The sequence below is a fragment of the Aromatoleum sp. genome, from assembly GCF_035254505.1.
Taxonomy (GTDB): Bacteria; Pseudomonadota; Gammaproteobacteria; order Burkholderiales; family Rhodocyclaceae; genus Aromatoleum.
In genome coordinates, this window is the sequence record NZ_DATFAO010000049.1 from 1 (window position 1) to 24,810 (window position 24,810).

At 66.7% G+C, this 24,810-nt stretch carries 18 protein-coding genes; 10 read left to right on the forward strand and 8 right to left on the reverse strand.

From position 1 onward, the window contains the following. The first annotated feature begins 121 nt into the window (after nucleotides 1–121). The 3 genes from VJ673_RS08685 (at nucleotide 122) to VJ673_RS08695 (ending at nucleotide 5,259) form a co-directional block, all read left to right on the forward strand. On the forward strand, nucleotides 122–1,345 hold the full coding sequence (locus VJ673_RS08685) for a CaiB/BaiF CoA transferase family protein (protein ID WP_324125679.1): 1,224 nt from the start codon (nucleotides 122–124) through the stop codon (nucleotides 1,343–1,345). 126 nt (nucleotides 1,346–1,471) lie between these two features. Further along, nucleotides 1,472–1,903 (forward strand): response regulator, encoded by a 432-nt coding sequence (locus tag VJ673_RS08690; protein ID WP_324125680.1) that lies wholly within the window; start codon nucleotides 1,472–1,474, stop codon nucleotides 1,901–1,903. After that, on the forward strand, nucleotides 1,876–5,259 hold the full coding sequence (locus VJ673_RS08695) for an EAL domain-containing protein (RefSeq protein WP_324125681.1): 3,384 nt from the start codon (nucleotides 1,876–1,878) through the stop codon (nucleotides 5,257–5,259). Before VJ673_RS08690 ends, VJ673_RS08695 begins: the two co-directional genes overlap by 28 nt. A 15-nt stretch (nucleotides 5,260–5,274) precedes the next feature. Here the strand turns inward: VJ673_RS08695 and VJ673_RS08700 are convergent, their stop codons facing one another. Beyond that, nucleotides 5,275–6,276 carry a recombination-associated protein RdgC gene (locus VJ673_RS08700; protein ID WP_324125682.1) on the reverse strand — a complete coding sequence of 334 codons (1,002 nt, stop codon included), beginning with the start codon at nucleotides 6,274–6,276 and terminating at the stop codon, nucleotides 5,275–5,277. A 77-nt stretch (nucleotides 6,277–6,353) separates the two neighbouring features. Next, entirely contained in the window at nucleotides 6,354–6,824 is a 471-nt protein-coding gene (locus VJ673_RS08705) for an SRPBCC family protein (RefSeq protein WP_324125683.1), read from the reverse strand. A gap of 62 nt (nucleotides 6,825–6,886) precedes the next feature. Between VJ673_RS08705 and VJ673_RS08710 the strand changes: the two genes are divergently transcribed. The 7 genes from VJ673_RS08710 to VJ673_RS08740 all read left to right on the forward strand — a co-directional run bounded on the left by VJ673_RS08710 (nucleotide 6,887) and on the right by VJ673_RS08740 (nucleotide 17,806). Then, on the forward strand, nucleotides 6,887–7,600 hold the full coding sequence (locus VJ673_RS08710) for a pseudouridine synthase (protein ID WP_324125684.1): 714 nt from the start codon (nucleotides 6,887–6,889) through the stop codon (nucleotides 7,598–7,600). Between the two features lie 701 nt (nucleotides 7,601–8,301). Beyond that, entirely contained in the window at nucleotides 8,302–9,465 is a 1,164-nt protein-coding gene (gene earP / locus VJ673_RS08715; RefSeq protein WP_324125685.1) for an elongation factor P maturation arginine rhamnosyltransferase EarP, read from the forward strand. Nucleotides 9,466–9,522: 57 nt separating this feature from the next. Beyond that, entirely contained in the window at nucleotides 9,523–10,080 is a 558-nt protein-coding gene (gene efp / locus VJ673_RS08720; RefSeq protein WP_324125686.1) for an elongation factor P, read from the forward strand. 128 nt (nucleotides 10,081–10,208) lie between these two features. Beyond that, nucleotides 10,209–10,607 carry a hypothetical protein gene (locus tag VJ673_RS08725; RefSeq protein WP_324125687.1) on the forward strand — a complete coding sequence of 133 codons (399 nt, stop codon included), beginning with the start codon at nucleotides 10,209–10,211 and terminating at the stop codon, nucleotides 10,605–10,607. Between the two features lie 3 nt (nucleotides 10,608–10,610). Further along, nucleotides 10,611–16,352 (forward strand): excinuclease ABC subunit UvrA, encoded by a 5,742-nt coding sequence (locus VJ673_RS08730; RefSeq protein ID WP_324125688.1) that lies wholly within the window; start codon nucleotides 10,611–10,613, stop codon nucleotides 16,350–16,352. 69 nt (nucleotides 16,353–16,421) lie between these two features. Continuing rightward, a complete protein-coding gene (locus VJ673_RS08735; RefSeq protein WP_324125689.1) occupies nucleotides 16,422–17,003 on the forward strand; it encodes a Tll0287-like domain-containing protein in 582 nt (193 codons plus the stop codon). Between the two features lie 107 nt (nucleotides 17,004–17,110). Further along, a complete protein-coding gene (locus VJ673_RS08740; RefSeq protein WP_324125690.1) occupies nucleotides 17,111–17,806 on the forward strand; it encodes a cytochrome b/b6 domain-containing protein in 696 nt (231 codons plus the stop codon). A 16-nt stretch (nucleotides 17,807–17,822) separates the two neighbouring features. Here VJ673_RS08740 and VJ673_RS08745 read toward each other — a convergent pair whose 3' ends face one another. The 6 genes from VJ673_RS08745 to VJ673_RS08770 all read right to left on the reverse strand — a co-directional run bounded on the left by VJ673_RS08745 (nucleotide 17,823) and on the right by VJ673_RS08770 (nucleotide 24,779). Next, a complete protein-coding gene (locus tag VJ673_RS08745; protein ID WP_324125691.1) occupies nucleotides 17,823–19,181 on the reverse strand; it encodes an NAD(P)/FAD-dependent oxidoreductase in 1,359 nt (452 codons plus the stop codon). Nucleotides 19,182–19,205: 24 nt separating this feature from the next. Continuing rightward, nucleotides 19,206–21,161 carry an aconitate hydratase gene (locus VJ673_RS08750; RefSeq protein WP_324125692.1) on the reverse strand — a complete coding sequence of 652 codons (1,956 nt, stop codon included), beginning with the start codon at nucleotides 21,159–21,161 and terminating at the stop codon, nucleotides 19,206–19,208. A 130-nt stretch (nucleotides 21,162–21,291) separates the two neighbouring features. Further along, the gene (locus tag VJ673_RS08755; protein WP_324125710.1) at nucleotides 21,292–21,936 is read right to left on the reverse strand and encodes an RluA family pseudouridine synthase; all 645 of its coding nucleotides are present in this window, start codon (nucleotides 21,934–21,936) and stop codon (nucleotides 21,292–21,294) included. A 91-nt stretch (nucleotides 21,937–22,027) separates the two neighbouring features. Beyond that, the gene (locus VJ673_RS08760; RefSeq protein WP_324125693.1) at nucleotides 22,028–22,501 is read right to left on the reverse strand and encodes a c-type cytochrome; all 474 of its coding nucleotides are present in this window, start codon (nucleotides 22,499–22,501) and stop codon (nucleotides 22,028–22,030) included. Between the two features lie 211 nt (nucleotides 22,502–22,712). Beyond that, on the reverse strand, nucleotides 22,713–24,185 hold the full coding sequence (locus tag VJ673_RS08765) for a DegQ family serine endoprotease (protein ID WP_324125694.1): 1,473 nt from the start codon (nucleotides 24,183–24,185) through the stop codon (nucleotides 22,713–22,715). 90 nt (nucleotides 24,186–24,275) lie between these two features. Continuing rightward, complete coding sequence (locus tag VJ673_RS08770; RefSeq protein ID WP_324125695.1) at nucleotides 24,276–24,779, reverse strand: hypothetical protein; 504 nt, start codon at nucleotides 24,777–24,779, stop codon at nucleotides 24,276–24,278. Nucleotides 24,780–24,810 lie beyond the last annotated feature (31 nt).

The following is a 24,810-nucleotide window of genomic DNA, read 5'->3' on the forward strand; positions in this document are numbered from 1 at the left end:
TCGCGCGCCACCTCGTGAACCTCGAAGTGGTGAACACCTACGAGGGCACGCACGACATCCACGCGCTGATCCTCGGCCGCGCGATCACCGGCATCGCCGCCTTCTCGAACTGAGGCTCACCATGCCAGGCGCTCTCTCCCACATCCGCGTCCTCGATCTTTCGCGCATCCTCGCCGGTCCCTGGTCGACGCAGATCCTCGCCGACCTCGGGGCCGACGTGATCAAGGTCGAGCGGCCGGGGGAGGGCGACGACACCCGCCACTGGGGCCCTCCCTTCCTGAAGGATGAGGCCGGCGAGGACACCCCGGTCGCGGCCTACTACCTGTGCGCGAACCGCAACAAGCGTTCGATCACGGTCGACATGACGCAGCCCGAAGGCCAGCGCATCCTGCGCGCGCTCGCCGCCGAATGCGACGTCGTGGTCGAGAACTTCAAGGTCGGCGGCCTGAAGAAGTACGGCCTCGACTACGCCTCACTGAAAGAGATCAACCCGCGCCTCGTGTATTGCTCGATCACCGGCTTCGGCCAGGACGGGCCCTATGCGCCGCGCGCCGGTTACGACTTCCTGATCCAGGGCCTGGGCGGGCTGATGAGCCTCACCGGGCGCCCCGACGGCGAAGCGGGCGCCGGCCCGATCAAGGTCGGCGTCGCGCTGACCGACATCCTGACCGGCCTCTACGCCGCGAACGCGATCCAGGCCGCGCTCGCGTGGCGTGAGAGGAGCGGCTACGGCCAGCACATCGACCTGGCGCTGCTCGACGTGCAGGTCGCCTGCCTCGCGAACCAGGCGATGAACTACCTGACGACCGGCAAATCGCCCGGCCGCCTCGGCAATGCCCACCCGAACATCGTCCCTTACCAGGACTTTCCGACCGACGACGGCTACATGATCCTCGCGATCGGCAATGACGGGCAGTTCGCGCGCTTCTGCGAAGTCGCGGGTGAGCCCACGCTCGCGAGCGACCCGCGCTTCTCCACCAACCGCGCCCGCGTCGAGAACCGCGCGACGCTGGTCCCGCTGCTCAACAAGCTGACGATCCAGCGTCCCACCGCCGAGTGGATCCGCGCGCTCGAATCGGTCGCCGTGCCCTGCGGCCCGATCAACACGCTCGCCGACGTGTTCGCCGACCCGCAGGTCGAGGCACGCGGACTGCGCGTCGACATGCCGCACCCGCTCGCCGGCCGCGTGCCGCAGGTCGCGAACCCGATGCGCTTCTCGTCGACGCCGGTGCAGTACCGCAATCCGCCACCGCTGCTGGGCGAACACACGGACAGCGTGCTCGCGTCGCTGCTCGGCCTCGCGTCGGGGGAAATCGCCCGCCTGAGGGATGAAAACGTAATCTGAGCGCGGGCTGCGGAACGCCGTCGATGGCGGCGGAGAGAACATGAAGTATCATGTTCGCATCCACCAACCGTCCGCCTCGGCATTTTCCGCTTCCGGCGGGCGGGGTCGTCGACATGGGGTCCGCCAATGACAAGCGATCCACCCGGCTACCATATCCTGCTGGTCGAGGATAATCCCGTCGACCTGGATCTCGCCTTGCGCGCATTCTCGCGCAACGATCCCGCCTACATCATCGAAGTCGCCCGCGACGGCGAGGAAGCGCTCGCCTACTTTTCACGCTGGAACGAAGGTCACCCCCTTCCGGCGATGATCCTGCTCGACATCAAGCTGCCGCGCATCAACGGGCTGGAAGTGCTGCGCCAGTTGAAGGCCCACCCGCGCTTCGCCTACATCCCGGTCGTGATGATGACGACCTCGCGCGAGGACGGCGACATCGAGCACGCCTACGAACTGGGCGCCAACTCCTACATCATCAAACCGGTGAACTTCGAGCGCTTCATCGAAGTCGCCAAGACTGTCGAGCAGTACTGGTGCTTGCTGAACGAACGTCCGAGCTGAGCAGCCTGCGGGTCCTCTACGTCGAGGACTCCCAAACCGACGCCGACCTCACGCGCCGCATGCTGTCGCGCGTCGCGCCCGACATCGCGCTCGAGATCGCGCACACGCTGCTGGAAGCCCGCGCGCGCCTGGCGCAGGGGCAGGGCCTCGACGTCGTCCTCACCGACCTGAAACTGCCCGACGGCTCCGGACTGGAACTCCTCGCCGAAATCCGCCAGCGGCAACTGCCCTGCGCGGTCGTGCTGCTGACCGGCTCCGGCGACCGGAACACGGCGATCGCGGCACTCAAGGCCGGCGCCGACGGCTACCTCGTCAAGCACGGCAACTACCTCGCGGAGTTGCCCGAGACCCTGCGCGCCGCGCTCGCCCGCTTCCACCACACGCCGCCGCGGCCGCTGCGCCCGCTCACGGTGCTGTACGCGGAGCGCAACGAACGCGACGCCGAAATGACCCGGCGCCATCTCGCCCAGCACCATCCGCACCTGCGCCTCACGATCGTGCGCGACGCCGCCGAGGTTCTCGCCCATCTGCCCGCCGACGCCAACGAGCCCTCGCCCTTCGACGTCCTCCTGCTCGACTACCGCGTCGATGGCAGCGACAGCGTCGAACTCGCGCGTAGGCTGCGCGAGGAGCGCGGGCTCACGCTGCCGATCGTGCTCGTCACCGCCCAGGGCAGCGAATCGGTGATCGCGCGCGCCCTCGATGCGGGCATCACCGACTACATCGCGAAGGAGGAAGGCTACCTCCAGGCCCTGCCCGCGACCCTCGAAAAAGTCCGCGAACAGGCCGAGCTGCAGCACGAGCGGGCGCTGTTGCGCGACACCAGCGCCCATCTCTCGCATCTGCTCGCCGCGAGCCCGGTGATTCTCTACACGCTGCGGATGTGCGACGGCAGTTTCATCCCGACCTGGGTCAGCGACAACGTCGAACGCATCCTCGGCGCGACGCCGGCCGAGGCGATGATCCCCGGATGGTGGCTGGACCATCTCCATCCCGCCGACCGCGCGGCCGCACTCGCGGTGCAACCACGGCTGCTGCGCGACGGCCATCTCGACCACGAATACCGCTTCATCGCCGACAACGGTCGCAGCTTCTGGATCCGCGATCAGGTCCGTTTGGTACGCAAGGGCGCCGGCGAGGTACCGGAAGTCATCGGCATCTGGACCGACATCACGCGCGACAAGCGCGAGGAACTCTTGCAGAGCACGCGTAGCGCGGTGCTCAACCGGCTCGTCGCCGGCGATCCGCTGTCCGACATCCTCGACGACGTCGTCCGGCGACTCGAACGTCTCGAACCGGCGATGCGCGCGTCGATCCTGCTGCTCGATCCGAACACCGAGCGCCTGGTCCACGGCGCAGCGCCCCACCTGCCGGCCGAATATTGCACCGCGGTCGAAGGACTCGAGCCCGGCGAAGGGCAGGGCTCCTGCGGAACTTCCGTCTACCGTCGGGAAGCGGTTTTCGTAGCCGACATCGCGAGCGATCCCTTATGGGCCCGCCACCGCGAGATCGCCGCCCGCAGCGGATTCCGGGCCTGCTGGTCCTTTCCGTTTTCGGACCCCGACGGCAAGGTGCTGGGCACTTTCGCCGCCTATTTCGACGCCCCGCGCGAACCCGATCCGGCACTGATCGCGCTGATCGAGGAATTCTGCGCGCTGACGGCGCTCGCCGTGCAGAAGGTGCGCGCGACCGACGCGCTGCGCCAGGCCGCGGCGGTGTTCGAGACGACACGCGACGGCGTGATGATCACCGACCTCGACCGGCGCATCGTCAGCGTCAATCGCGCCTGGTGCGAAATGACGGGCTACGCGCCCGAAGAGGCGCTCGGCAAGGTGCCGCATCTCTTCAAGGCCGGCTTGCAGAACGCCGTCTTCTACCGCCGCATGTGGGCACAGATTGCCCGCAGCGGCTACTGGCAGGGCGAAGTCTGGAACCGGCGCCGCAACGGCGAGCTATATCCGCAGTGGCTCACCGTCAGCACCGTGCATGATGACGAAGGCGCGCCGACGCATTACGTCGGCGTGATGACGGACGTCAGCAAGCTCAGGCGTTCGGAAGCCGAACTCGAACGCCTCGCGCATTTCGACCCGCTCACCGACCTGCCGAACCGGCTGCTCGTCCAGTCGCGGCTGGAGCACGCGATCGAGCAGGCCGCGCGCCTCGGCAGCGGCATCGCCGTCCTCTTCATCGACCTCGACCGCTTCAAGACCGTCAACGACAGCCTCGGCCACACGATCGGCGACGAAGCGCTCAAGGCGATCGCCAACCGTCTGCGCGAGGGCCTGCGCAACGACGACACGCTCGCACGCTGGGGCGGCGACGAGTTCCTCGTGATCATCGAGAACACCAGCAAGCCCGACGAAGCGGCGAGCCTCGCGCAAGGCCTCATCGACCGCATGCAGCAGCCCTTCCAGCTCGCCGACGGGCAGCTCATCTACGTCGGCGCGAGCGTCGGCGTGAGCCTCTATCCGCAGGACGCGCGCACCGCCGCCGCGCTGATCCAGCACGCCGACACCGCGCTCAACCAGGCCAAGGCGCAGGGCCGCAGCACCTACCGCTTCTTCACCGACGCAATGACGCTCGAGGCGCAACACCACCTCGACCTCGAACGGCGCCTGCGCCGCGCCCTCGAGCAGCGGGCCTTCGTCGTGCACTACCAGCCGCAGATCGATATCGCGAGCGGCCGCCTGACCGGCTGCGAAGCGCTGCTGCGCTGGCAGGACCCCCAAGAAGGCCTGATCCCGCCCGGCAACTTCATCCCCTTCGCGGAGGAAACCGGCCTGATCGTGCCGATCGGTGAATGGGCCTTCGAAACCGCCTGCGCCCAGGCCCGCCGATGGCTGGACGCGGGCTTGCCGGCGCTGAACCTCGCGGTCAATCTCTCGGCGCGCCAGCTCTGGCAAACCAACCTGCCCGAACGCATCGCCGACATCCTCGCCCGCACCGGCCTGCCGCCCGGTTCGCTCGAACTCGAACTGACCGAGAGCATGATCATGGGCCACGAGCCCGAGGCCGTCGAACGCCTCGGCCAGCTGCGCAGCCTCGGCCTGAAGCTCGCGATCGACGACTTCGGTACTGGCTATTCGTCGCTGTCCTACCTGAAAAACCTGCCGATCGAGGTGCTCAAGATCGACCAGAGCTTCGTACGCGGCATCCCGCAGGACCTCAAGGACATGGAAATCGCCGCCGGCATCATCGCGCTCGCGCGCAAGCTCAAGCTGCGCGTCCTCGCCGAAGGCGTCGAGACCGCCGAACAGCTCGCCTTCCTGCGCGAGCAGGGCTGCGACAGCTACCAGGGCTACCTCTTCAGCCGGCCCTTGCCGGCCGAGGAGTTCGAGAAGCTGCTCGCGCGCTAGGCGCGGAACGCCGTCTTACCAGGGCGGGTCGCCCGCGGCTGCCGTAGCGGCGACCGGCGCTTCCTTGGCGGCAGGCGTGGGCGCGGCAACCGGTGCCGTCATCGACGTCCCCTCGCCGCCCTTCAGCTCGCCGCCGAGCGCTTCGACCACCGCCGGCAGCAGGCGCTGCAGCTCGCCCGTCATCAGCGCGAAACCGGCGTCGAAGAGCGCGCGCGCATCGTCGGTCCCCTGCTGGTCGAGGTTCTCCTTGACCACGTCGAGGAAGTCGATGCGCTTGATCTCGAGCTTCTCGGTCAGTACGAAGCTCACGCGGTCGTCGAAGGTCAGCGCGAGACGCGTCGGCAGCTTGCCCGCGGTCAGATGGCCGCGCACTTCGTCGCCTTCGAGCGAGTGGCGCACATAGCGCACTGCAGCCTTGTCCTCGGTCACCGAACGCAGCTCGCAATCCTGGTCGATCGTGAAGCCACCCGGGGCCTCGCCGCCGGCGAGCCAGTCGGCCATCGCGCTGGTCGGCGACAGTTCCGTGCGCACCAGCGCGAGCGGCAGGGTGTCGAGGGACTGACGCAATACCTCCAGGACGTCTTCTGCACGGGCCTGGCTGGGCGCATCGATACCCAGCCACCCCCCGACCGGGTCAATCCATGCAAAGGCCTTCCTGCGCCTTGTAAACGCGCGGGGCAACAATTCCTGCATCACCTGCTCGCGCAGTTCCTTCATCTGCTTGCGGCCGGGCTTGTAGCCCTGCTGCAGCGACAGCACCTCCGCACGCTCCTCGGCTTCCTGCTTGACCACCGACGAGGGCAGCAGGCGCTGCTCGATGCCGAGCGCGATCAGCCACTGCCCGCCGACGCGATGCACGAGGAATTCGTCATTGGTCGGCGACAGCCAGCCGCGGGTTTCCTGGTCCTGGCTGCCGCAGGGCTGGAAACGCTTCTTCGCGAGCTGCTCCTCGAGCGCCTCGGCGCTGAGATCCCAGCCGACGGGAACACGATAGATCTGCAGGTTCTTGAACCACATGGGGATTTCTTCCGGAAATTCAGTAAAAGCCGGCCCGCCGCGGGCGTGGCCACGCGGATTCGGAGCAAGGCGGAAATCTAATGCAGACGGCTCGACTCGGCGATCATGCGGATCACACGCAGCGTGTCGAGGTCGGACTCATGATAGGCCGACTTCACGAATTCCGCGTACGCGACATCGTCTCCGGATGCTTGCTCGCTGAGCGTCGTGCGGTAATGGAAGCGCAGCGCCATGGTCCCCGGCGCGGGCTCCTCGATGCCGATCGTCAGCGTGCCGCCGGCGTGCGTCTCGGTGCGTTCGGATTCGAAGCGCACCCAGTCCATCGGCTGCACGGTCACGTGATCGCGGATCACGATGTTGCCGAAATCGAGCTCGCGTCGGAATTCGGTGTCGGTCCGTTCGAGGATGCGGCAAGCCTCCAGTCCGGGCAGAAAGGGGCGCGAATCGAGCACCCGGCACAACAAGCCGAACCACACCTCTTCGCGCGTCAGCGGACTGGCGAGCGGATTGGCCGGGTCATTGACCACGACCAGATGTTCAAAATTCACGACCAGGCTCCATCACCGGCATGTCTTTAGTGTAGCGCGCAAGGGCCTGCTAGCATCCGCTCATGCAGATCGAACGAATCCTCCAATCCCAGGGCTTCGGCAGCCGCAAGCAATGCCGCGCCCTGATCCGCGCCGGCCTCGTCAGCATCGAAGGCCGGACTGTCGACAACCCTTTCGAAGACGTCGCGCCTGCCGGACTGCACTTCGCGGTCGACGGCGAAGCCTGGACCTACCGCGAAAAAGCCTACCTGATGCTGCACAAGCCTGCCGGCTACGAATGCTCGCGCCAGCCGCAGTTCCACCACCCGGTCTTTGCGCTACTGCCCGAACCGCTCGCCAACCGCGACGTGCAGTGCGTCGGCCGCCTCGACCAGGACACCACCGGCCTGCTGCTGCTGTCCGACGACGGCCAGTTCATCCACGTCTGGAGTTCCGGCAAGAAGCGCATTCCCAAGGTCTACGAGGTGGCGACCAAGCACCCCGTCGACGATGCGCTCGTCGCACAACTGCTCGCGGGCGTTGAGCTCCACGACGAACCGGCGCCGATCGTCGCCGCTGCATGTCTGCAAACGGGGGAGCGGAGTCTAAGGCTGACCGTGACCGAAGGCAAGTACCACCAGGTGAAGCGGATGGTCGCCGCGGCCGGCAATCGTGTCGAAGGCCTGCACCGCAGCCGCATCGGGGGACTTTCGCTGCCGGACGATCTGGCAGTGGGAGAGTGGCGCTGGCTCGACGAAGCCGCGCTCGCCCTGCTTGCCGAACCTGAAGCGCACTGAGCGCTTTCCCTCCCCCGCTCCTTCCCTTCCTGCCGGCAGCCCTGCAACGGGGCTGCCCCTTCGGTTTCCTTCCCTCGGTCTTCCTGCTGCCCGCCCCTGCTAGCTGCCCCGGGTTTGGTTTCTATAGTTTTTTATAAATTTAAAAGATAAAGATAATGATAGGGCAACGTTTTCTGTGGAAAAGCCGGTCATTCCCTTAGACGACAAGCCTTCCAGCGCGGGAAAAGCAGGTAGACAAGCCCCCCGTTCACCTGTGTGGAAATTGTGCAGCGTTCCTGGCCTCATCCGGTTTTCGGGTCTTTCCCACAATTGCTGCCCCCGTTTGTCCCGCACTTGTCCACGTTATGGCCTTCGTTTCGCTTTGCTGCACGACCCGGGATCGGTCGGCCACCGGGTTTCCCGTTTTCGGCACAGCGGTCGCTACCGGCCTTTGGGTTCGGCATTCCGCCGAGGCTTGGGGCCGTTGGGGTTTGTTCTTTTGTTTATTGAGTTAACTTAAAAGATAAAGATATATATAGTCGCCCGTTTTCTGTGGATAACTGGAAAATCTCCAGTCGCGGCAAGTGGTTCGGCTTAGGGAAAACCGGTAGATAAATACCGGATTCAGCTGTGCATGATTTGTGTCCCGTTTTTTTCTTCTTCTTTGCGGAAGCCTTTTCCCACAAAGGATTCAGCCCCTTCTACAGGAATTCTCCACGCTTATGACAGGCACGCCGAATGCATTCGAGCCCGATTGGGACTTGTTTTGCCGCGTTGTGGATAATTTCGGGGATATCGGCGTGACCTGGCGGCTCGCCAAGGGCTTGGCGAGCGGTCACGGCTGTGCAGTACGCCTGTGGGTGGACGATTGGGCCAGCTTTTCGCGGCTGTGTCCGGCGGCGGGGGCGGCAGAGGATCGCTTGCTGGTCGACGGGGTCGAAGTGCAGCGCTGGACCGATCCCTTTCCCGATGTGAGGCCCGCCGCTCACGTCGTCGAAGCCTTCGCGTGCGAGCTCCCCGAGGGCTATCTCACGGCGATGAGCGGGCGTGATCCGCAGCCGGTGTGGATCAACCTGGAGTACCTGTCCGCCGAGGATTGGGTCGAAAGCTGCCACGGCCTCGCCTCGCCGCACCCCCGCCTGCCGCTGCGCAAGCACTTCTTCTTTCCCGGCTTCACGGCACGGACGGGCGGGCTGCTGCGCGAGGCGGGCCTGCTCGCGGCGCGCGACGCGTTTCGCGCCGATCTCCGCGGGCGCTCCGACTTCCTGCGCCGGCTCGGCGTCCCGCAGCCGGTCGAAGGGGCGCGCTGGGTGTCCCTCTTCGCGTACGAGCAGCCGTGGATCGCGGATCTCCTGCACCTGTGGGCCGCAGACGCGCAGCCGACCGTCGTGCTGCTGCCCGAGGGCCGTGTCGTCGGCGACGTGCTGCGGCATTTCGGACGGCCGGAGGCGAAGGTCGGCGAAGTCCTCGTCGACGGCGCGCTCAGCGTCGTGCTGCTGCCCTTCCTCGATCCCTCCGACTACGATCGTCTGCTGTGGGCCTGCGATCTCAACTTCGTCCGTGGCGAGGATTCCTTCGTGCGCGCACAGTGGGCGGCGAGCCCTTTCGTGTGGCACATCTACGAGCAGGACGACGCGGTCCATCACGACAAGCTCGAGGCCTTTCTCGCGCGCTTCCTCGTCGGCCTCGACGCGGCGTCGGCCGCGGCCGCGCGTGCGTTCTGGCAGGCGTGGAACGGCGAAGGCGATCTCGCCGCCTCATGGCCCGCCTTTGCCGAGGCCCTGCCGCAGCTGGCAGTCCATACGCAGCGCTGGTCCGAGGCCCTCGCCGCGCGGCCCGACCTCGCGTCGGCACTGGTGCAATTTTCAGAACTAGCGGTAAAATAACGGGTTTTTAATATTGTGCGGCCCCATTGCCGCGCCCGATCTACATCAGGAAACAGCATGAAAACCGCACAGGAACTCCGCTCCGGCAACGTCATCATGGTTGGCGCCGACGCGCTGGTCGTCCAGAAGGCCGAATACAACAAGTCCGGCCGTAACGCTGCCGTCGTGAAGATGAAGCTCAAGAACCTGCTCACCGGCGCGCCGTCGGAATCGGTGTATAAGGCCGACGACAAGTTCGAAGTCGTCCAGCTCGACAAGAAGGAAGTGACCTACTCGTACTTCGCCGATCCGATGTACGTGTTCATGGACGCCGACTACGAGCAGTACGAAGTCGAAGCCGAGAACATGACCGACGCGCTGAAGTACCTCGAAGATGGCCTCGCCTGCGAAGTCGTGTTCTACAACGGCAAGGCGATCTCGGTCGATCTGCCGAACTCGGTCGTCCGCGAAGTCGTCTACACCGAACCCGCCGTCAAGGGCGACACCTCGGGCAAGGTCATGAAGCCCGCCAAGCTCGCGACCGGCTTCGAACTGCCGGTGCCGGCCTTCGTCGAAATCGGTGACAAGATCGAAATCGACACCCGCACCGACGAGTACAAGAACCGCGTTAAGTAATCCGCGCGTTCCGCGTCGCTCCGGAAGGGCCCGCCATGCGGGCCCTTCGTCATTTCAGGCCCCGGTTTGCCTTGAACTTTCCGTTTCTGGCGATATCTTGAGAGCACCTCGTCAGCAAGGAGCCCAACATGAAGAAGACCCTGCTTCTCGTACTGATCGCGAGCCTGTCCGTCGGACTGGCCGCATGCGGCAAAGACAAGCCGGCCGACAAGGCCAGCGCAGCCGGCAGCCAGGCGGTGGAAGCCGCGAAGGAGTCGGCGCAGAAGGCCGGTGAGGCCGCGCAAAAGGCGGGCGAAGCCGCCTCCGCCGCCGCCGAGTCGGTGAAGGAATCAGCCAAGGAAGGCATGGAGAAGGGCAAGGAAGTCGCCGCCGAAGCGAGCCAGACAGTCAAGGAGAAGGCCGCCGAGGCGAAGGAAGCGACCGGGCTGGCGGCGCAGAGGGCGCTCGAGGCTGCCCGCGGCACCGGAGAAAAACTCAGGGAAGCCGCCGAGAAGAGTAAAGAGGCGATCGACAAGGAAACCAAGTAAACGATGTCCGACCGCATCCGCATCTTCGGCGCGCGCCAGAACAACCTCAAGAACCTCTCGCTCGACATCGCGCTGAACGAGCTGACGGTCGTCACCGGCGTCTCGGGCTCCGGCAAATCCTCGCTGGTCTTCGACACGCTCTACGCCGAAGGCCAGCGCCGCTACGTCGAGACCTTCTCGCCCTACGCGCGGCAATTCCTCGACCGCATGGACAAGCCGCAGGTCGACCGCATCGAAGGCGTGCCGCCGGCGATCGCGATCGACCAGACCAACCCGGTCCGCACCTCGCGCTCGACGGTCGGCACGATGACCGAGCTGACCGACCACTTCAAGCTGCTCTACGCCCGCGCCTCAAAGCTTTACTGCCGCGGCTGCGGCAAGGAAGTGCGCCGCGACGATCCGGACAGCGTGCACGCCGCGCTCGCCGAACGCTGCGCGGCCGACGACCCGCGCCTCGTCCTGACTTTTGCCGTGTCGGTGCCGACGAATTTTACCGAAGACGAAGTCACCCAACTGCTGAACCAGCAGGGTTACACGCGCATCCACGCGCGCGAATCGACGGCTGCGGGCGACCTGCTGCACGTCGTGCAGGACCGCTTCCGCTTCTCCAACGCCGAACGCAGCCGCGTCATCGAAGCCGTCGAAACCGCGATGACCCACGGCCACGGCCGGCTCGCGGTGCGCGCGCAAGGGGAGGGCGATGAAACCGTCTGGCGCTTCTCACGCGACCTGCACTGCGCCGACTGTGACATCCATTATTCCGATCCGACGCCGGGCCTTTTCTCCTTCAACTCCCCGATCGGCGCCTGCGACACCTGCCGCGGCTTCGGCCGCGTGATCGGCGTCGATTTTTCGCTGGTGATCCCGGACGAATCCAAGACCCTCGCCGAAGGCGCGGTGAAACCCTGGCAGACCGCGAGCTACCGCGAATGCCAGGAAGACCTCGCGAAGATGGCGAAGAAATACGGCGTCGCAATGGACGTCCCCTTCCGCGACCTGCCGCCCGAACATCAGCAATGGGTGCTCGAAGGCGACCCCGAGTGGAAGAGCTGGGAATCCAGTTGGCCGCGCAAATGGTACGGTGTGCGCCACTTCTTCGACTGGCTTGAAAGCAAAGCCTACAAGATGCACATCCGCGTACTGCTGTCCCGCTACCGCAGCTACACGGAATGCCCCGCCTGCAAAGGCGCGAGACTAAAACCCGAAGCCCTCCTCTGGCGCCTAGGCGAAAAAACAACGACCGAGACGGCGACAGCCAACGAGAATACCCCGCAGGGAGCCACCGACGTGGGGGCTTTCGGGGCGAGGCGTCCGCCACGCGTTCAACGAGCACCGGAAGCCCCCGCGGCGGCGGCGCATCGCAGCCCCGAACAACACGCGCAAAAACCGGGCCTCGCCATCCACGAACTGATGGCCCAACCGGTGAGCCGAATCCGCGACTTCATCGCCCGCGTCGAACTCCCCTCAGGCCTCGACGAAGCCACCGAACTGCTACTCGGCGAAATCCGCAGCCGCCTCGACTACCTGGCGAATGTCGGCCTCGCGTATCTGACGCTCGACCGCCAGTCCCGCACCCTCTCCGGTGGCGAAGTCCAGCGCATCAACCTCACGACCGCGCTCGGCACCTCGCTCGTCAACACCCTCTTCGTCCTCGACGAACCCTCCATCGGCCTGCACCCGCGCGACATCGACCGCATCCTCGCGGTGATGACCCGCCTGCGCGATGCCGGCAACACCCTCGTTGTCGTCGAACACGACCCGCAACTGATGTCCGCCGCGGACCGCCTGCTCGACATCGGCCCGGGTCCCGGCGAACGCGGCGGCCAGATCGTCGCCTATGCCGCCCCCGCCCAACTCGCCGCAGACCCGACTTCGCTGACCGGCGCCTACCTCGCCGGCAAGAAACGCGTCGACGCCGGCCGCAAGCCGCGCCCGGTCGGCAAGGACGACCCGGTGTTGCGCCTCGTCGGCGCCCGCGAACACAACCTGCGTGACATCGACATCGACATCCCGCTCGGCAAGCTCGTCTGCGTCTCCGGCGTCTCCGGTTCGGGCAAGTCCACGCTGATCCAGGACGTCCTCTACCCCGCGCTCGCCAAACATTTCGGCCAGGCGACCGAAGCGCCCGGCGCCTTCGCCCGCCTCGAAGGCCTGGACCAGATCTCCGGCGTCGTGATGGTCGACCAGTCCGCGATCGGCAAGAGCGCGCGCTCCAACCCGGTCAGCTATGTCGGCGCCTGGGACGCGATCCGCGCGCTGTTCGCGGCGCTCCCCGAAGCCAAGACCCGCGGCTACACCCCCGGCACCTTCAGCTTCAACTCCGGCACCGGCCGCTGCCCGACCTGCACCGGATCGGGCTTCGAGCACGTCGAGATGCAGTTCCTGTCCGACGTCTACCTGCGCTGCCCGGACTGCGACGGCAAGCGCTACCGGCCGGAAGTGCTGGAACTCATATGGCGCGACAAGTCGGTCTCCGACGTGCTCGACATGACGGTCTCGGAAGCGCTCGCCTTCTTCGCCGACCAGGCCGCAGTCCAGGCCGCGCTCGCGCCGCTGGCCGACGTCGGCCTCGAATACCTCAAGCTCGGCCAGCCGGTGCCGACGCTGTCCGGCGGCGAAGCCCAGCGCCTCAAACTCGCCGGCCACCTCGCCGAAGCGGCAAAGCTCTCCGGCAAGAAATCGAAGTCGAAAACGCAGGCAGGCCGCCTGCTCTTCCTTTTCGACGAGCCGACGACGGGACTCCACTTCGAAGACGTCGCGACCCTGCTGCGCGCCTTCGAAAAACTGCTCGACGCCGGTCACGCGCTCGTCGTCATCGAACACAATCTCGACGTGCTGCTCGCCGCGGACTGGCTCATCGACCTCGGCCCCGAAGGCGGTGAGGACGGCGGTGAACTGGTCGTCGCCGGCACGCCGCAGACCGTAATGGGCTGCAAAGCCTCGCATACCGGCGTCGCGATGCGCGCCTATGCCGAATCGCTCGGCAAACCGACGGCAATGGTCGCCGAACCGGTCGCCCGCTACCGCCCGGTCGCCGCTCCTGCGATCGAGATCCGCCACGCGCGCGAGCACAACCTGAAGAACGTCAGCCTGACGATCCCGCGCGACCGCTTTACCGTCATCACCGGCCTCTCCGGCTCGGGCAAATCGACGCTCGCCTTCGATATCGTCTTCGGCGAAGGCCAGCGCCGCTACCTCGAATCACTGAACGCCTACGCGCGCCAGTTCGTGCAGCCAGCGGCCCGTCCCGACGTCGATGCCCTCTTCGGCATCCCGCCGACGGTCGCGATCGAGCAGCGCGTGAGCCGCGGCGGCCGAAAGAGCACCGTCGGCACACTGACCGAGATCCAACCTTTCCTACGCCTGCTGTACGTCAAGCTCGGCACGCAGTACTGCCCGCAATGCGACGTGCCGGTCTCGCCGCAGAGTTTCGATGCCATCGCGGCGCAGGTCCTGCGCGATTTTCGCGGCGCGTCAGTCGAACTGCTGGCCCCCTTGGTCACGAACCGCAAGGGCCTGTACGCCGCGCTCGCGAAGTGGGCCAAGGGCAAAGGCTTCGACCAACTGCGCGTCGACGGCAACTACCTGCCAACTTCAAAATGGCCGCGGCTGGACCGTTACGTCGAGCACACGATCGAGCTGCCGGTCGGCATGGTCGTCGTCGGTCCCGAGCACGAGGCTGTGCTGCGGACCCAGCTCAATGAGGCGCTCGAACACGGCAAGGGCGTCGTCAAGGTGCTCGAACTCGGCAAGGTCGGCGCGACGCCACACACCTTCTCGACGCTGCGCGCCTGCCCGTCCTGCGGCGACAGTTTCCCGGAACCCGATCCGCGCCTCTTCTCGTACAACGCCAAACACGGCTGGTGCCCGAGCTGTTACGGCACCGGCCAGCGCACGATCGGCCGCGTCGAGGACGCGAACGAGCTCGATCTCGCCGAAACCGAACAGGTCACCGACGAAGTCTGCCCGACCTGCGAGGGCGCGCGCCTGAACCCGGTCGCGCGCGCGGTGCGTTTCCGGGACCTCGGCATCCACGAGCTGTCGTCGCAGCCGGTCGCGAAAGTCGCCGGCTTCTTCGACACCCTCAAGCTCGAAGGCCGCGAAACCGACATCGCGCGCGACCTCGTCACCGAGATTCGCGGCCGGCTCGACTTCCTGCAGCAGGTCGGCCTCGCCTACCTCGCGCTCGACCGAGGCGCGCCGACGCTCTCCGGCGGGGAAGCCCAGCGCATCCGCCTCGCCGCCCAGCTCGGCTCGAACCTGCGCGGCGTGTGCTACATCCTCGACGAACCGACGATCGGCCTGCACCCGCGTGACAACCGCATGTTGCTCGATACGCTCGAAGCGCTGCGCGACCGTGGTAACACGCTACTCGTCGTCGAGCACGACGAGGACACGATCCGACGTGCCGACCACGTCATCGACCTTGGCCCCGGCGCGGGCGTGCGCGGCGGCGAAGTCGTCGCCGAAGGCACCTTGCCCGACCTGATGGCGGCCCCCGCATCGGCGACCGGCGCCTGCCTCCGCGCCCCGCTTCGGCACCCGATGCGTCCACCGCTACCGATCGGCAACGACCACCCCTTCCTGGTTGTGAAGAACGCGACGCTGCACAACCTGCAGTCCGTCGACGCGCGCCTGCCCCTCGGACGCCTGACCGTCGTCACAGGCGTGTCCGGCTCGGGCAAATCCACGCTGGCGCGCGACGTGATCCACGCGAGCCTGCACGCGCTGCTCGGCGATCCCGACGCGCAACGCGCTCGCCGCCGCGGCGAGGCGCAGACGAGTGCCGCCGAACCGATCGGCTGCGAACGCATCGAAGGTTGGGAAGCCATCGGCCGCGTGCTCGAAGTCGACCAGACCCCGATCGGCAAGACGCCGCGCTCCTGCCCCGCGACCTACGTCGGCTTTTGGGACGCCATCCGCAAGCTCTTCGCCGAGACTTTCGAAGCCAAGACGCGCGGCTGGAACGCCTCGCGCTTCTCCTTCAACACGGGCGCCGGCCGCTGCCCGGTGTGCGAAGGCCAGGGCCAGACCACCGTCGAGATGAGCTTCCTGCCCGACGTGAAGCTGCCCTGCGATGCCTGCGGCGGCGCGCGCTTCAACCCGGAGACGCTCTCCGTGCGCTGGCGCGACAAGACGGTCGCCGAGGTGCTCGCGATGCCCGTCGACGAAGCGGTCGACTTCTTCGCCGCGCACCCGACGATCGCGCACCCGCTGGCACTGCTGCAGGACGTCGGACTCGGCTACCTGACGCTCGGCCAGCCGAGTCCGACGCTGTCGGGCGGCGAGGCCCAACGGATCAAACTCGTCACGGAGCTCGCCAAAGTGCGCGGCCGTGCCGGCGAGAGCGCCAAGACCGGCGGCCGCCCGCTGCCCGCCGAAAAGCACACGCTCTACGTGCTCGACGAGCCCACGGTCGGTCTGCACATGGCCGACGTCGACAAGCTGATCCGCGTGCTGCACCGATTGGCGGATGCCGGTCACACGGTGCTCGCCATCGAACACGACCTCGACGTGATGGCCGAGGCGGATTGGCTGATCGACCTCGGCCCGGAAGGCGGCGACGGCGGCGGGCGCATCGTCGCGCAGGGGCCGGTGGAGGACGTCTGCGCCGCGGCGGATTCCCACACGGCGCGCATCCTGAACGAGTTCCTCGCTGCCCGGGCCGGGGCGCCAGCCGCGGCGCAGTCCCCATCCCCCGCGCCGAAAAAACCCGAGCGGGCGAAGAAGGGAGCGAAGATCTGAATGGAATTCTTGGCAGGCGCGATCGCGATACTATAATGGAACACTTATATTCCATTTGAGGCCTTCCCGATGCGCTTCCGTCCTGTCTTCACTACGCTCGTCGTGGCGGCTGCCACGCTGCCGGCTGTCGTCTTCGCCGCGGACAACACTGAACTGATGAGTGCCGCGCGCGCCGCCGCGAGCAGCCTTCCGCCGAAACTCCTTGCCGCGCTCGGCGACGAGATCGCAAAGGCCGGGCCGGAAGGCGCGATCCCGGTATGTCGCGACATGGCACCGAAGATGGCGAAGGAGGTCGCCGCATCGACCGGTTGGCAGCTGAAGCGCGTGACGCTCAAGCCGCGCAACCCGCAGCGCGCGACGCCCGACGCCTGGGAACGCGCCGCGCTGGAGGAATTCGACCGCCGCGTCGCCGCTGGCGAAAACCCGGCGACGCTGGAGAAGGGCGAAGTCGTCGAGCGCGACGGGCAGCGCATCTACCGCTACGCGAAGGCGCTGCCGACGCAGGCCTTGTGCCTGAACTGCCATGGGCCACTCGAAAAGATGACGCCGGAGGTGAAAGCACGCCTCGGCGAGCATTACCCCGAAGATCGTGCGACTGGCTATAGCGAAGGCCAGGTCCGCGGCGCGATCGTCGCGTCCAAGCCCTTGTGAGCTTAACCGCCAATGCTCGGGGCCGAGCCGGCGACGGAATTTCTCGCTGCCCCAGGTGTTATGCACCGGCAGGGCGACCTTGCCCGTGAATTGAAAGGAATGAAGCGATGAACCGCCGCCCGATCCTGCTATGGGATCTCCCGACCCGCCTCGCCCACTGGCTGCTCGTCGCCCTCGTCGCCGGTGCGATCGTCAGCGTCAAGGTCGGTGGGAACGCGATGGAGTGGCACGGCCGCATCGGGCTCGCGATCGTCGCGGTCGTCAGCTTTCGCATCGCCTGGGGGCTCGTTGGCTCGACCTATGCGCGTTTCGCGCACTTCGCGCCGACGCCGGCGACCCTCCGGGCGTATCTGCGCGGCGACTGGCGCGGCGTCGGCCACAATCCGCTCGGCGCGCTGTCGGTGTTCGCGCTGCTTTCGTTGATGGCCGCCCAGGCCTTGGCGGGCGCCTTTGCCAACGACGACATCGCCTTCTACGGTCCGCTTTACCGTGCCGTATCGGCAGAGCTCTCCACGCTGCTGACCGGGCTGCATCGCAAGACCGAATGGCTCGTCTACGGCCTGGTCGTGCTGCATGTCGCGGCGATCATGTTCCACACCCACGTGAAGAAGGACAACCTGATCGCGCCGATGATCACCGGCCGCAAGACCGTCGCCGATCCGACGATCGCGCCGGCCCAAGGGGGCGGTGTCGTCGCGTTGGTCTTCGCGCTGGTTCTCGCCGCGCTCGCCACGTGGGCCGTCTCAGGCGGTTTTCTTCCGGCCGCCCCTGAAGCACTTCCGGCGTCCGTTCCGGCATGGTGATTTCCGGCCCGCGCCGTCAATGCAGCTTCACGCGCGGCGCCGCCCGGTCCGTGAACCAGCTGCCGACGATCGCCAGTAGCGTCTTCTTCAATCCGACCAGCGTTGCGAGGCGGCGGCGGTAGAGCAGCCAGTAGCTGAAGCGGGCCAGCACGCCTTGCACTTCCAAGACGCGGCCGCGCGATTTTTCGACGACGTCGCCGACTGCTTCCTTGGGCCCGAGCGAAATCAGCGAGCCGCGTTCGTGGAAGCTGAAAGGTAGCGGAGTGCCGCCCTGCAGGCGTCGCGCCAGCGAGCGCGCGAGCAGGATGGCTTCTTGGTGCGCCGCCTGCGCCGTCGGAGGGACCGAGTGGCCTTCCGTACTCGTGACCAGACTCGTGCAGTCGCCGATCGCGAAGATGTCGTCATCGCGCGTGGTCTGTAGTGTCGGCCTGATGATCAGCTGGTTGAGGCGATTGCATTCGAGGCCGTCGAGCCGGGCGAGCAGGTCCGGCCCGCGGATGCCCGCAGCCCACACGATCAGGTCGCTCGGGATAAGCTCGCTGGCCTTGCCGTTCGAGACGACGACCGCATCGGCGCGCACTTCCGTCACGTTGCGCGCGATGAGGACGACGACGCCTTTCGCCGTGAGGTCCTGCTCGGCCTTCTCACTGATGAACTCGGGCAAGGAGGACAAGAGTCTGGGACCGGATTCGATGACGTGCAGTTTGACCGCATCGGGATAACTTCCGAGGCGCGTCCCGTAGGTGGCGATCTCCCGGCTCGCATCGGCGAGTTCCGCCGCAAGCTCAACACCGGTCGCGCCGCCGCCGACGATCGTGATGCGCACCGGTCCCAGATCCAGGATCTCGGTGCGAGCGATGCGGTTCAGCAATTTTCGGTGAAACTGCCGGGCGTCGTGCGGGCGATTGAGCGGAATCGTGTGTTCCGCGACGCCGCGAATACCGAAATCGTTATCTTGGCCACCGACCGCGATGACCAGTGTGTCGTACCAGAGGGTGCGCGCCGGCGCGATCTCCTCGCCCGCGTCGTCGCGCAGCGGCGCGAGCTTGATCCGCTTTTGCCCGCGATCGAGCCCGGTCAGCGCCCCGAGGTAGAAACGGAAGTGGTGGCGCCGCGCCTGCTGCAGGAAATCCAGTCCGCGTTCGTCGGGGCTCAAGGTGCCGGCCGCCATTTCGTGCAGCAGCGGCTTCCAGACGTGCACGGGCTGCGGGTCGACGAGCACGATCTCGGCCGTCCCGCGCCGCCCCAGGTCCTTGCCCAGGCGTGCCGCGAGCTCCAACCCGCCCGCACCACCGCCGACGATGACGATGCGGTGCGGACTGTCCGGCAGCTTCTGCTCGGCGAGGATCGAGCGATGGTCTTGTGGCCTGATCACGCATTCGCTCCGACGTTGGCGCTCTTAGCGCGCCGGCACGGCGCCAAGCAGCTTGCGGCGCACGCGGTTGATCAGCCCACCCGCCTGCAGCGTGTCCAGTTCTTCCGGCGTGATGTCGTGCCGCAGGGCGATGCCGCGCTGCTTGGTGCGGTTGATGAGCTGCACCGCGCTGCCGGCCGCGAGCTGCTGCAAGGGCGCGTCGATGTGCAGCACGTCCAGCACATCGATGTTGGCCGCTTCGGCACCGTCGACGAAGAGCAGCGGGAGCACGCCGAAGTTGATCAGGTTGCGGCGGTGGATGCGCGCGAAGCTCTTCGCGACGATGCAGCGCACGCCCAAGTAGGCGGGCGCCATCGCCGCATGCTCGCGGCTCGACCCCTGGCCATAGTTCGCGCCGCCGATCACAAAGCAGCTGCGCGCTGGGTTCGCCAGCGCGCGTTCGTAGAAGGACGGGTCGATGCGGCGGAACGCGTGCTTGCTGATCTCGGGGATATTGCTGCGCAAGGGCAGCACCTCGACGCCCGCGGGCAGGATCTCGTCGGTCGACACGTTGTCGCCGGTCTTCAGCAGCACCGGCGCTTCGAGCACCTCGCCGACCGGAATGAACTCCGGCAGCGGCCGGATGTTCGGGCCGCGCTCCAGCTCGACACCGCGGCCGTCCTCGATCGGCGCGACGAGCAGGCTGCGGTTGATCATCACATGGTCCGGATCGCGGTAGCGGGGATAGTCGATGCCCGCGTCGCGCGGATCGACGATCTCCCCGGCGAGCGCACTGGAGGTGGCCGTTTCCGGGCTGCACAGGTAGACCTGGTCGTCCTCCGTCCCGGAACGACCGGTAAAATTACGCGGCACCGTGCGCAAGCTGATGCGCCCGGTCGCCGGCGCCTGCCCCATGCCGATGCAGCCGTTGCAGCCGGTCTGATGAAGGCGCGCGCCGGCATGGATGAGCTTCGCGATCGCGCCCGATGCGACCAGATTCTCGACGACCTGGCGCGTCGTCGGATTCACGTCGAACGAGACGCCGGGAGCAATCCGCCGCCCCTCGACCATCCGTGCCGGCACTTCGAAGTCGCGCAGACCCGGGTTGGCCGACGAGCCGATGTAGCTCTGGTAGATCTTGCGCCCCGCGACCTCGCGCACCGGCACCACCTTGTCCGGGCTGCCCGGGCAGGCGATGAGCGGCTCGAGCGTCGACAGATCGATCGCGTCGTGCTCGTCGTAGCGCGTGTCCGGGTCGGCGGTGAGTGGCACGAAGTCGGCCCCGCGCTGCTGCTGCTGCAGGAAGCGCTCGACCATCGTGTCCGCCGGGAAAACGCTCGTCGTCGCGCCGAGCTCCTGTCCCATGTTCGCGATCACGTGCCGATCCATTGCCGACAAGCTGGCGAGCCCCGGGCCATAGTATTCGATGATCCGTCCGACCCCACCTTTCACGGTATGCCGCCGCAGCATCTCGAGGATCACGTCCTTCGCGCTGACCCAGTCCGGCAAGCTGCCCGTGAGCTCGACGCCCAGGATCTTGGGCATCGCCAGCGCAAACGGCTCGCCGGCCATCGCAAGAGCAATCTGCAGACCTCCCGCGCCGATCGCGAGCATGCCGAGCGAACCGCCGGCGCAGGTATGGCTGTCGGCGCCGAGCAGCGTCTTCCCGGGGATGCCGAAGGATTCCATGTGCACCGGATGACTGACGCCATTGCCCGGCGGGCTGAACCAGATGCCGAAGCGGCGGCAGGCGCTGAGCAGGAAGAGGTGATCGTCCGGATTCTTGTAGTCGGCCTGGATCAGGTTGTGGTCGACGTACTGGACGGACACCTGGGTCCGCACCCGGTCGATGCCGAACGCCTCGCATTCGAGCATCACCATCGTGCCGGTCGCGTCCTGGCTGAGCGTCTGGTCGATCACGAGCTCGATCGGCTCGCCGGGCCGCATTTGCCCGCTGACCAGATGACTGCTGATGAGTTTGTGTGCAACGCCGAGGCCCATGGCAACGCTCCCATGTTCATCTGCGTGACGGAAGCAATGGGCATTCCCGGTTGCCGGGATCGCGATGCGTCCCGCCGGCTCGCTGGGGCGCGCGGAAGAATCTACAACGACGGGTAAATTGGAGCGCGGTTCAGAACGGCACGCAACTCTCGAAGCTCATCGGCTGTTGCGTTTGCGGGTGCATGAACTCGATGCGCGCCGCGTGCAGGTGCAGGCGCGGATGACGCTCCGCGCTCTCGGGCGGCGCGTAGAGGCTGTCGCCGAGGATCGCGTGGCCAATCGTCATCAGATGCACGCGCAGCTGGTGCGAGCGCCCCGTGACCGGTTCGAGTTCGACGCGGGAGATCGCATCGACGCCCGCGCCCTCGCGCGCCAGCACGCGATAGCGCGTCAGTGCGCGACGGCCGCGCACCGGATCGACCATCTGGCGTGGGCGGTTCTCCCAGTCGACGATCAGCGGCAGGTCGATCTCCCCGCCCTCGTGGTCGACATGACCATGCACCTGCGCGAGATAGCGCTTGCCGACCGTCCGTTTCTCGAACGCCATGCTCATCCGCCGGTGCATCTCGGCGCCGCGCGCGAGCACGATCAGGCCGGAGGTGTCCCGGTCGAGACGATGCACGATCAGCGCGTCGGCGAAGAGGGCCTGCACGCGCACGGCGAGACAGTCCCGCAGGTGCTCGCCGCGTCCGGGGACGGACAGCAGGCCGGCGGGTTTGTCGGCGACGATCAGCGCGTCGTCGCTATAGAGAATGGTCGGGGCAAGGTGCGGCACGGCAGGCAGGCGGATCAGTGACAATGCGCGTTGTACCAAGAAACGCGCGCGAGGACAATGGAGCTTCTCGGCCGCCCGCCCTTCCGGGCGATTACTCCTCGACGCGGAACTTGTCGTGGCAGGCCTTGCACGCCTTGCCGGTCTCGCCGAATTGCGCCTTGATCGCAGCCGGATCGCCCGCGAGCGCGACCTGCTGCAGCTTGTTCGCCTGTTCGACGAGGTTCTTCGCGAGCTTGCCGACTTCCTCCTGCTCCTTGAACAGTTCCGGCTTCACGCGCGTCTCCTTCCAGCCCTTGCCCTTGTCGGTGCCCGGAGCGAACAGCGCTCCCATACCGGAGTTCGCGACGGCGGCAACGGCATTCGCTGCGGCGGCGACCTGCTCCTTGTTATACGGCGTCGCGCCGTCGACGACCTGAGCCTTGATCTTGCCCATGTTCCACGCCATGAAGGTGTAGCCTGACTGGCGGAAGCGGATCGCGTCCTCGGTCTTCATTTCGGCGGCTGCGACGCCCGCGAGCGACAGAGCGGCCAGCGCAAGGATCGTGGAGCGGAAGGTCTTGTTCATCGTTCGATCTCTCTTCATGTGTGATGGATAGCGGCCGGACGCCTCCGCTGCAGGCCGGCGTCCGATGCATGAACAGCAGTGTAGGGAGATCTATTCCATCGCCAAGGCCACTGTGACCTGAGTCACACAGGGCGACGACGGTAATCCGGCGGGACGGGACTGCCTGCAGTCCCCGTCCGCTCGCCCCGCTGGATCTGATCAGTTGATGCGCTCAGTTGATGCGAATGGGCACGTAGATGCGCGCGCTCCCGCGTTGCGCGAGCAGCGCGAAGCGCTTGCCGGCCTTTTCCACCAACTGGCGCAGCGCCTGCAGGCTTGTCACCGGCTGGTTGTTCAGCGCCAGGATCACGTCTCCGGCCTGCAGTCCGGCCTGCGCCGCCGCTCCGCTCACGCGCTCGACAACCACCCCGCCGCGCACGCCGAGCTGCGAGGCCTCTTCCGAGGTCAGCGCTCGCCCCGTCAGCCCGAGCTTGCCGCCCGCATCCTCGCCACGCGGCGTGCCGCCGGAAGGCTCGGTCGCCGCCTCGTTGCGCATTTCGCCGAGCGTCGTCGTGACCGTATGGGACTTTCCGTCGCGCCAGATTTCCAACTTCACGCTCGTGCCCGGACGCTTGTCGCCGATGATCCGCGGCAGGTCGCCCGAATCGTCGACCCGCTGGCCATCGACGCCGAGCACCACGTCGCCCGCCTTCACCCCCGCCTTGTCGGCCGGCGAATCGGCCTCGACGTTGGACACCAGCGCGCCGCGCGGCTCGCTGAGGCCGAAGGATTGGGCGAGATCCTTGTCCAGCCCCTGGATCGTCACGCCCAGCTTGCCGCGCTGCACGCGGCCGTACTTGACGATCTGCTCCTTCACCTTCAGCGCCACGTCGATCGGAATCGCGAACGAAATCCCCATGAAACCGCCCGAGCGCGAGTAGATCTGCGAATTGATGCCGATCACCTCGCCGTTCAGGTTGAACAGCGGCCCGCCCGAATTGCCCGGGTTGATCGCGACATCGGTCTGCAGGAAGGGCACGTAGTTCTCGTCCGGTAGCCGGCGCGCCTTGGCGGAAATGATGCCCGCAGTGACGGTATTGTCGAAGCCGAAAGGCGAGCCCACGGCGATCACCCATTCGCCGACGCGCGCGCGCTCCGGGTCGCCGGTGCGCACCGTCGGCAGCCCCGTCGCATCGATCTTCAACAGCGCGATGTCGGTCCGCTTGTCGGTGCCGACGACTTTCGCCTTGAATTCACGCTTGTCGATCAGCTTCACGGTCACCTCCGACTCGCCCTCGCCAACCACGTGCGCATTCGTTAGCACGTAGCCGTCGCTGCTGACGATGAAGCCCGAGCCGATGCCGCGGCTGATGCGCGGCGAGCGGTTGCCATGCCCGGGCTGTCCCGGCGCCCCCGGCAAAGGCACGCCGAAGCGCCGCAGGAAGTCGTAGAACGGATCGTCCGGCGACAGTCCCGCAACGTCGTCATCGTTCCCGCGCTGCTTCTGAATCACGCTGATATTCACGACCGCCGGACCGACCTGCTCGACCAGATCGCTGAAATCCGGCAGCCCGTAGCGGTTGGGCGCGCTTCCCGGTGTGGGAGCGACGGCGGGAGGGGTGGCCGCGGTTGCCGCAACGGGCCCGAAGGCCGCCGCCAAACCGGTGCTGACCGCCATGACGGCGACAAGAATCGTTTTTCGCATCTTCTGCTGATCCCCGTACGTGATGAGTGCCATCTGTAGACGGGCGCAGCATGCGGTCGTTCCCGGCGAACCGACAATGACGAAGAGATTTCAGTTTATCGCCGGGTCATCGATGGCATCCTGCGCCAACGCCACTTCCGATATCGTGCGCAGAAATTCTACACTGCAGGCCTTCCGTACGCCGCACATCACCGCTTCGGCCAGCTGGACCATGAATTCCCGTTCTTCCGGTTCGCTGTACATCGGGATCGAGATCCGCCGTCCCTGGAACTGCTCGGGACGTTCGAGGATTTGCCGTGCGACGCGCGGCAGCGGGCGGGTCCTGGACGAACTCGCCGGGGTGGCCGTGCCGGCGGCTGGCTCGGGCACGGCTGCCGGCGCAGTATCGCCGTCCTGCGACAGGTGGCAGGACAGGCTCGTCGCCGAGTCCTGCCAGCACATCCAGGTCGTGTGCGCCGCGCCGCCTTCCGCATGGGCGGGCTTGCCGCAGAACAAGGACATGATCATCGCGACCCCGCAACAGGCCCAGCGCACCATGCCACGGACCATATTCCGATCGGCACGCACCGCGACACGACTGATTTTCCGGTCCATATCCCCGCCCCCGTCGACGATGGTGCGAGCA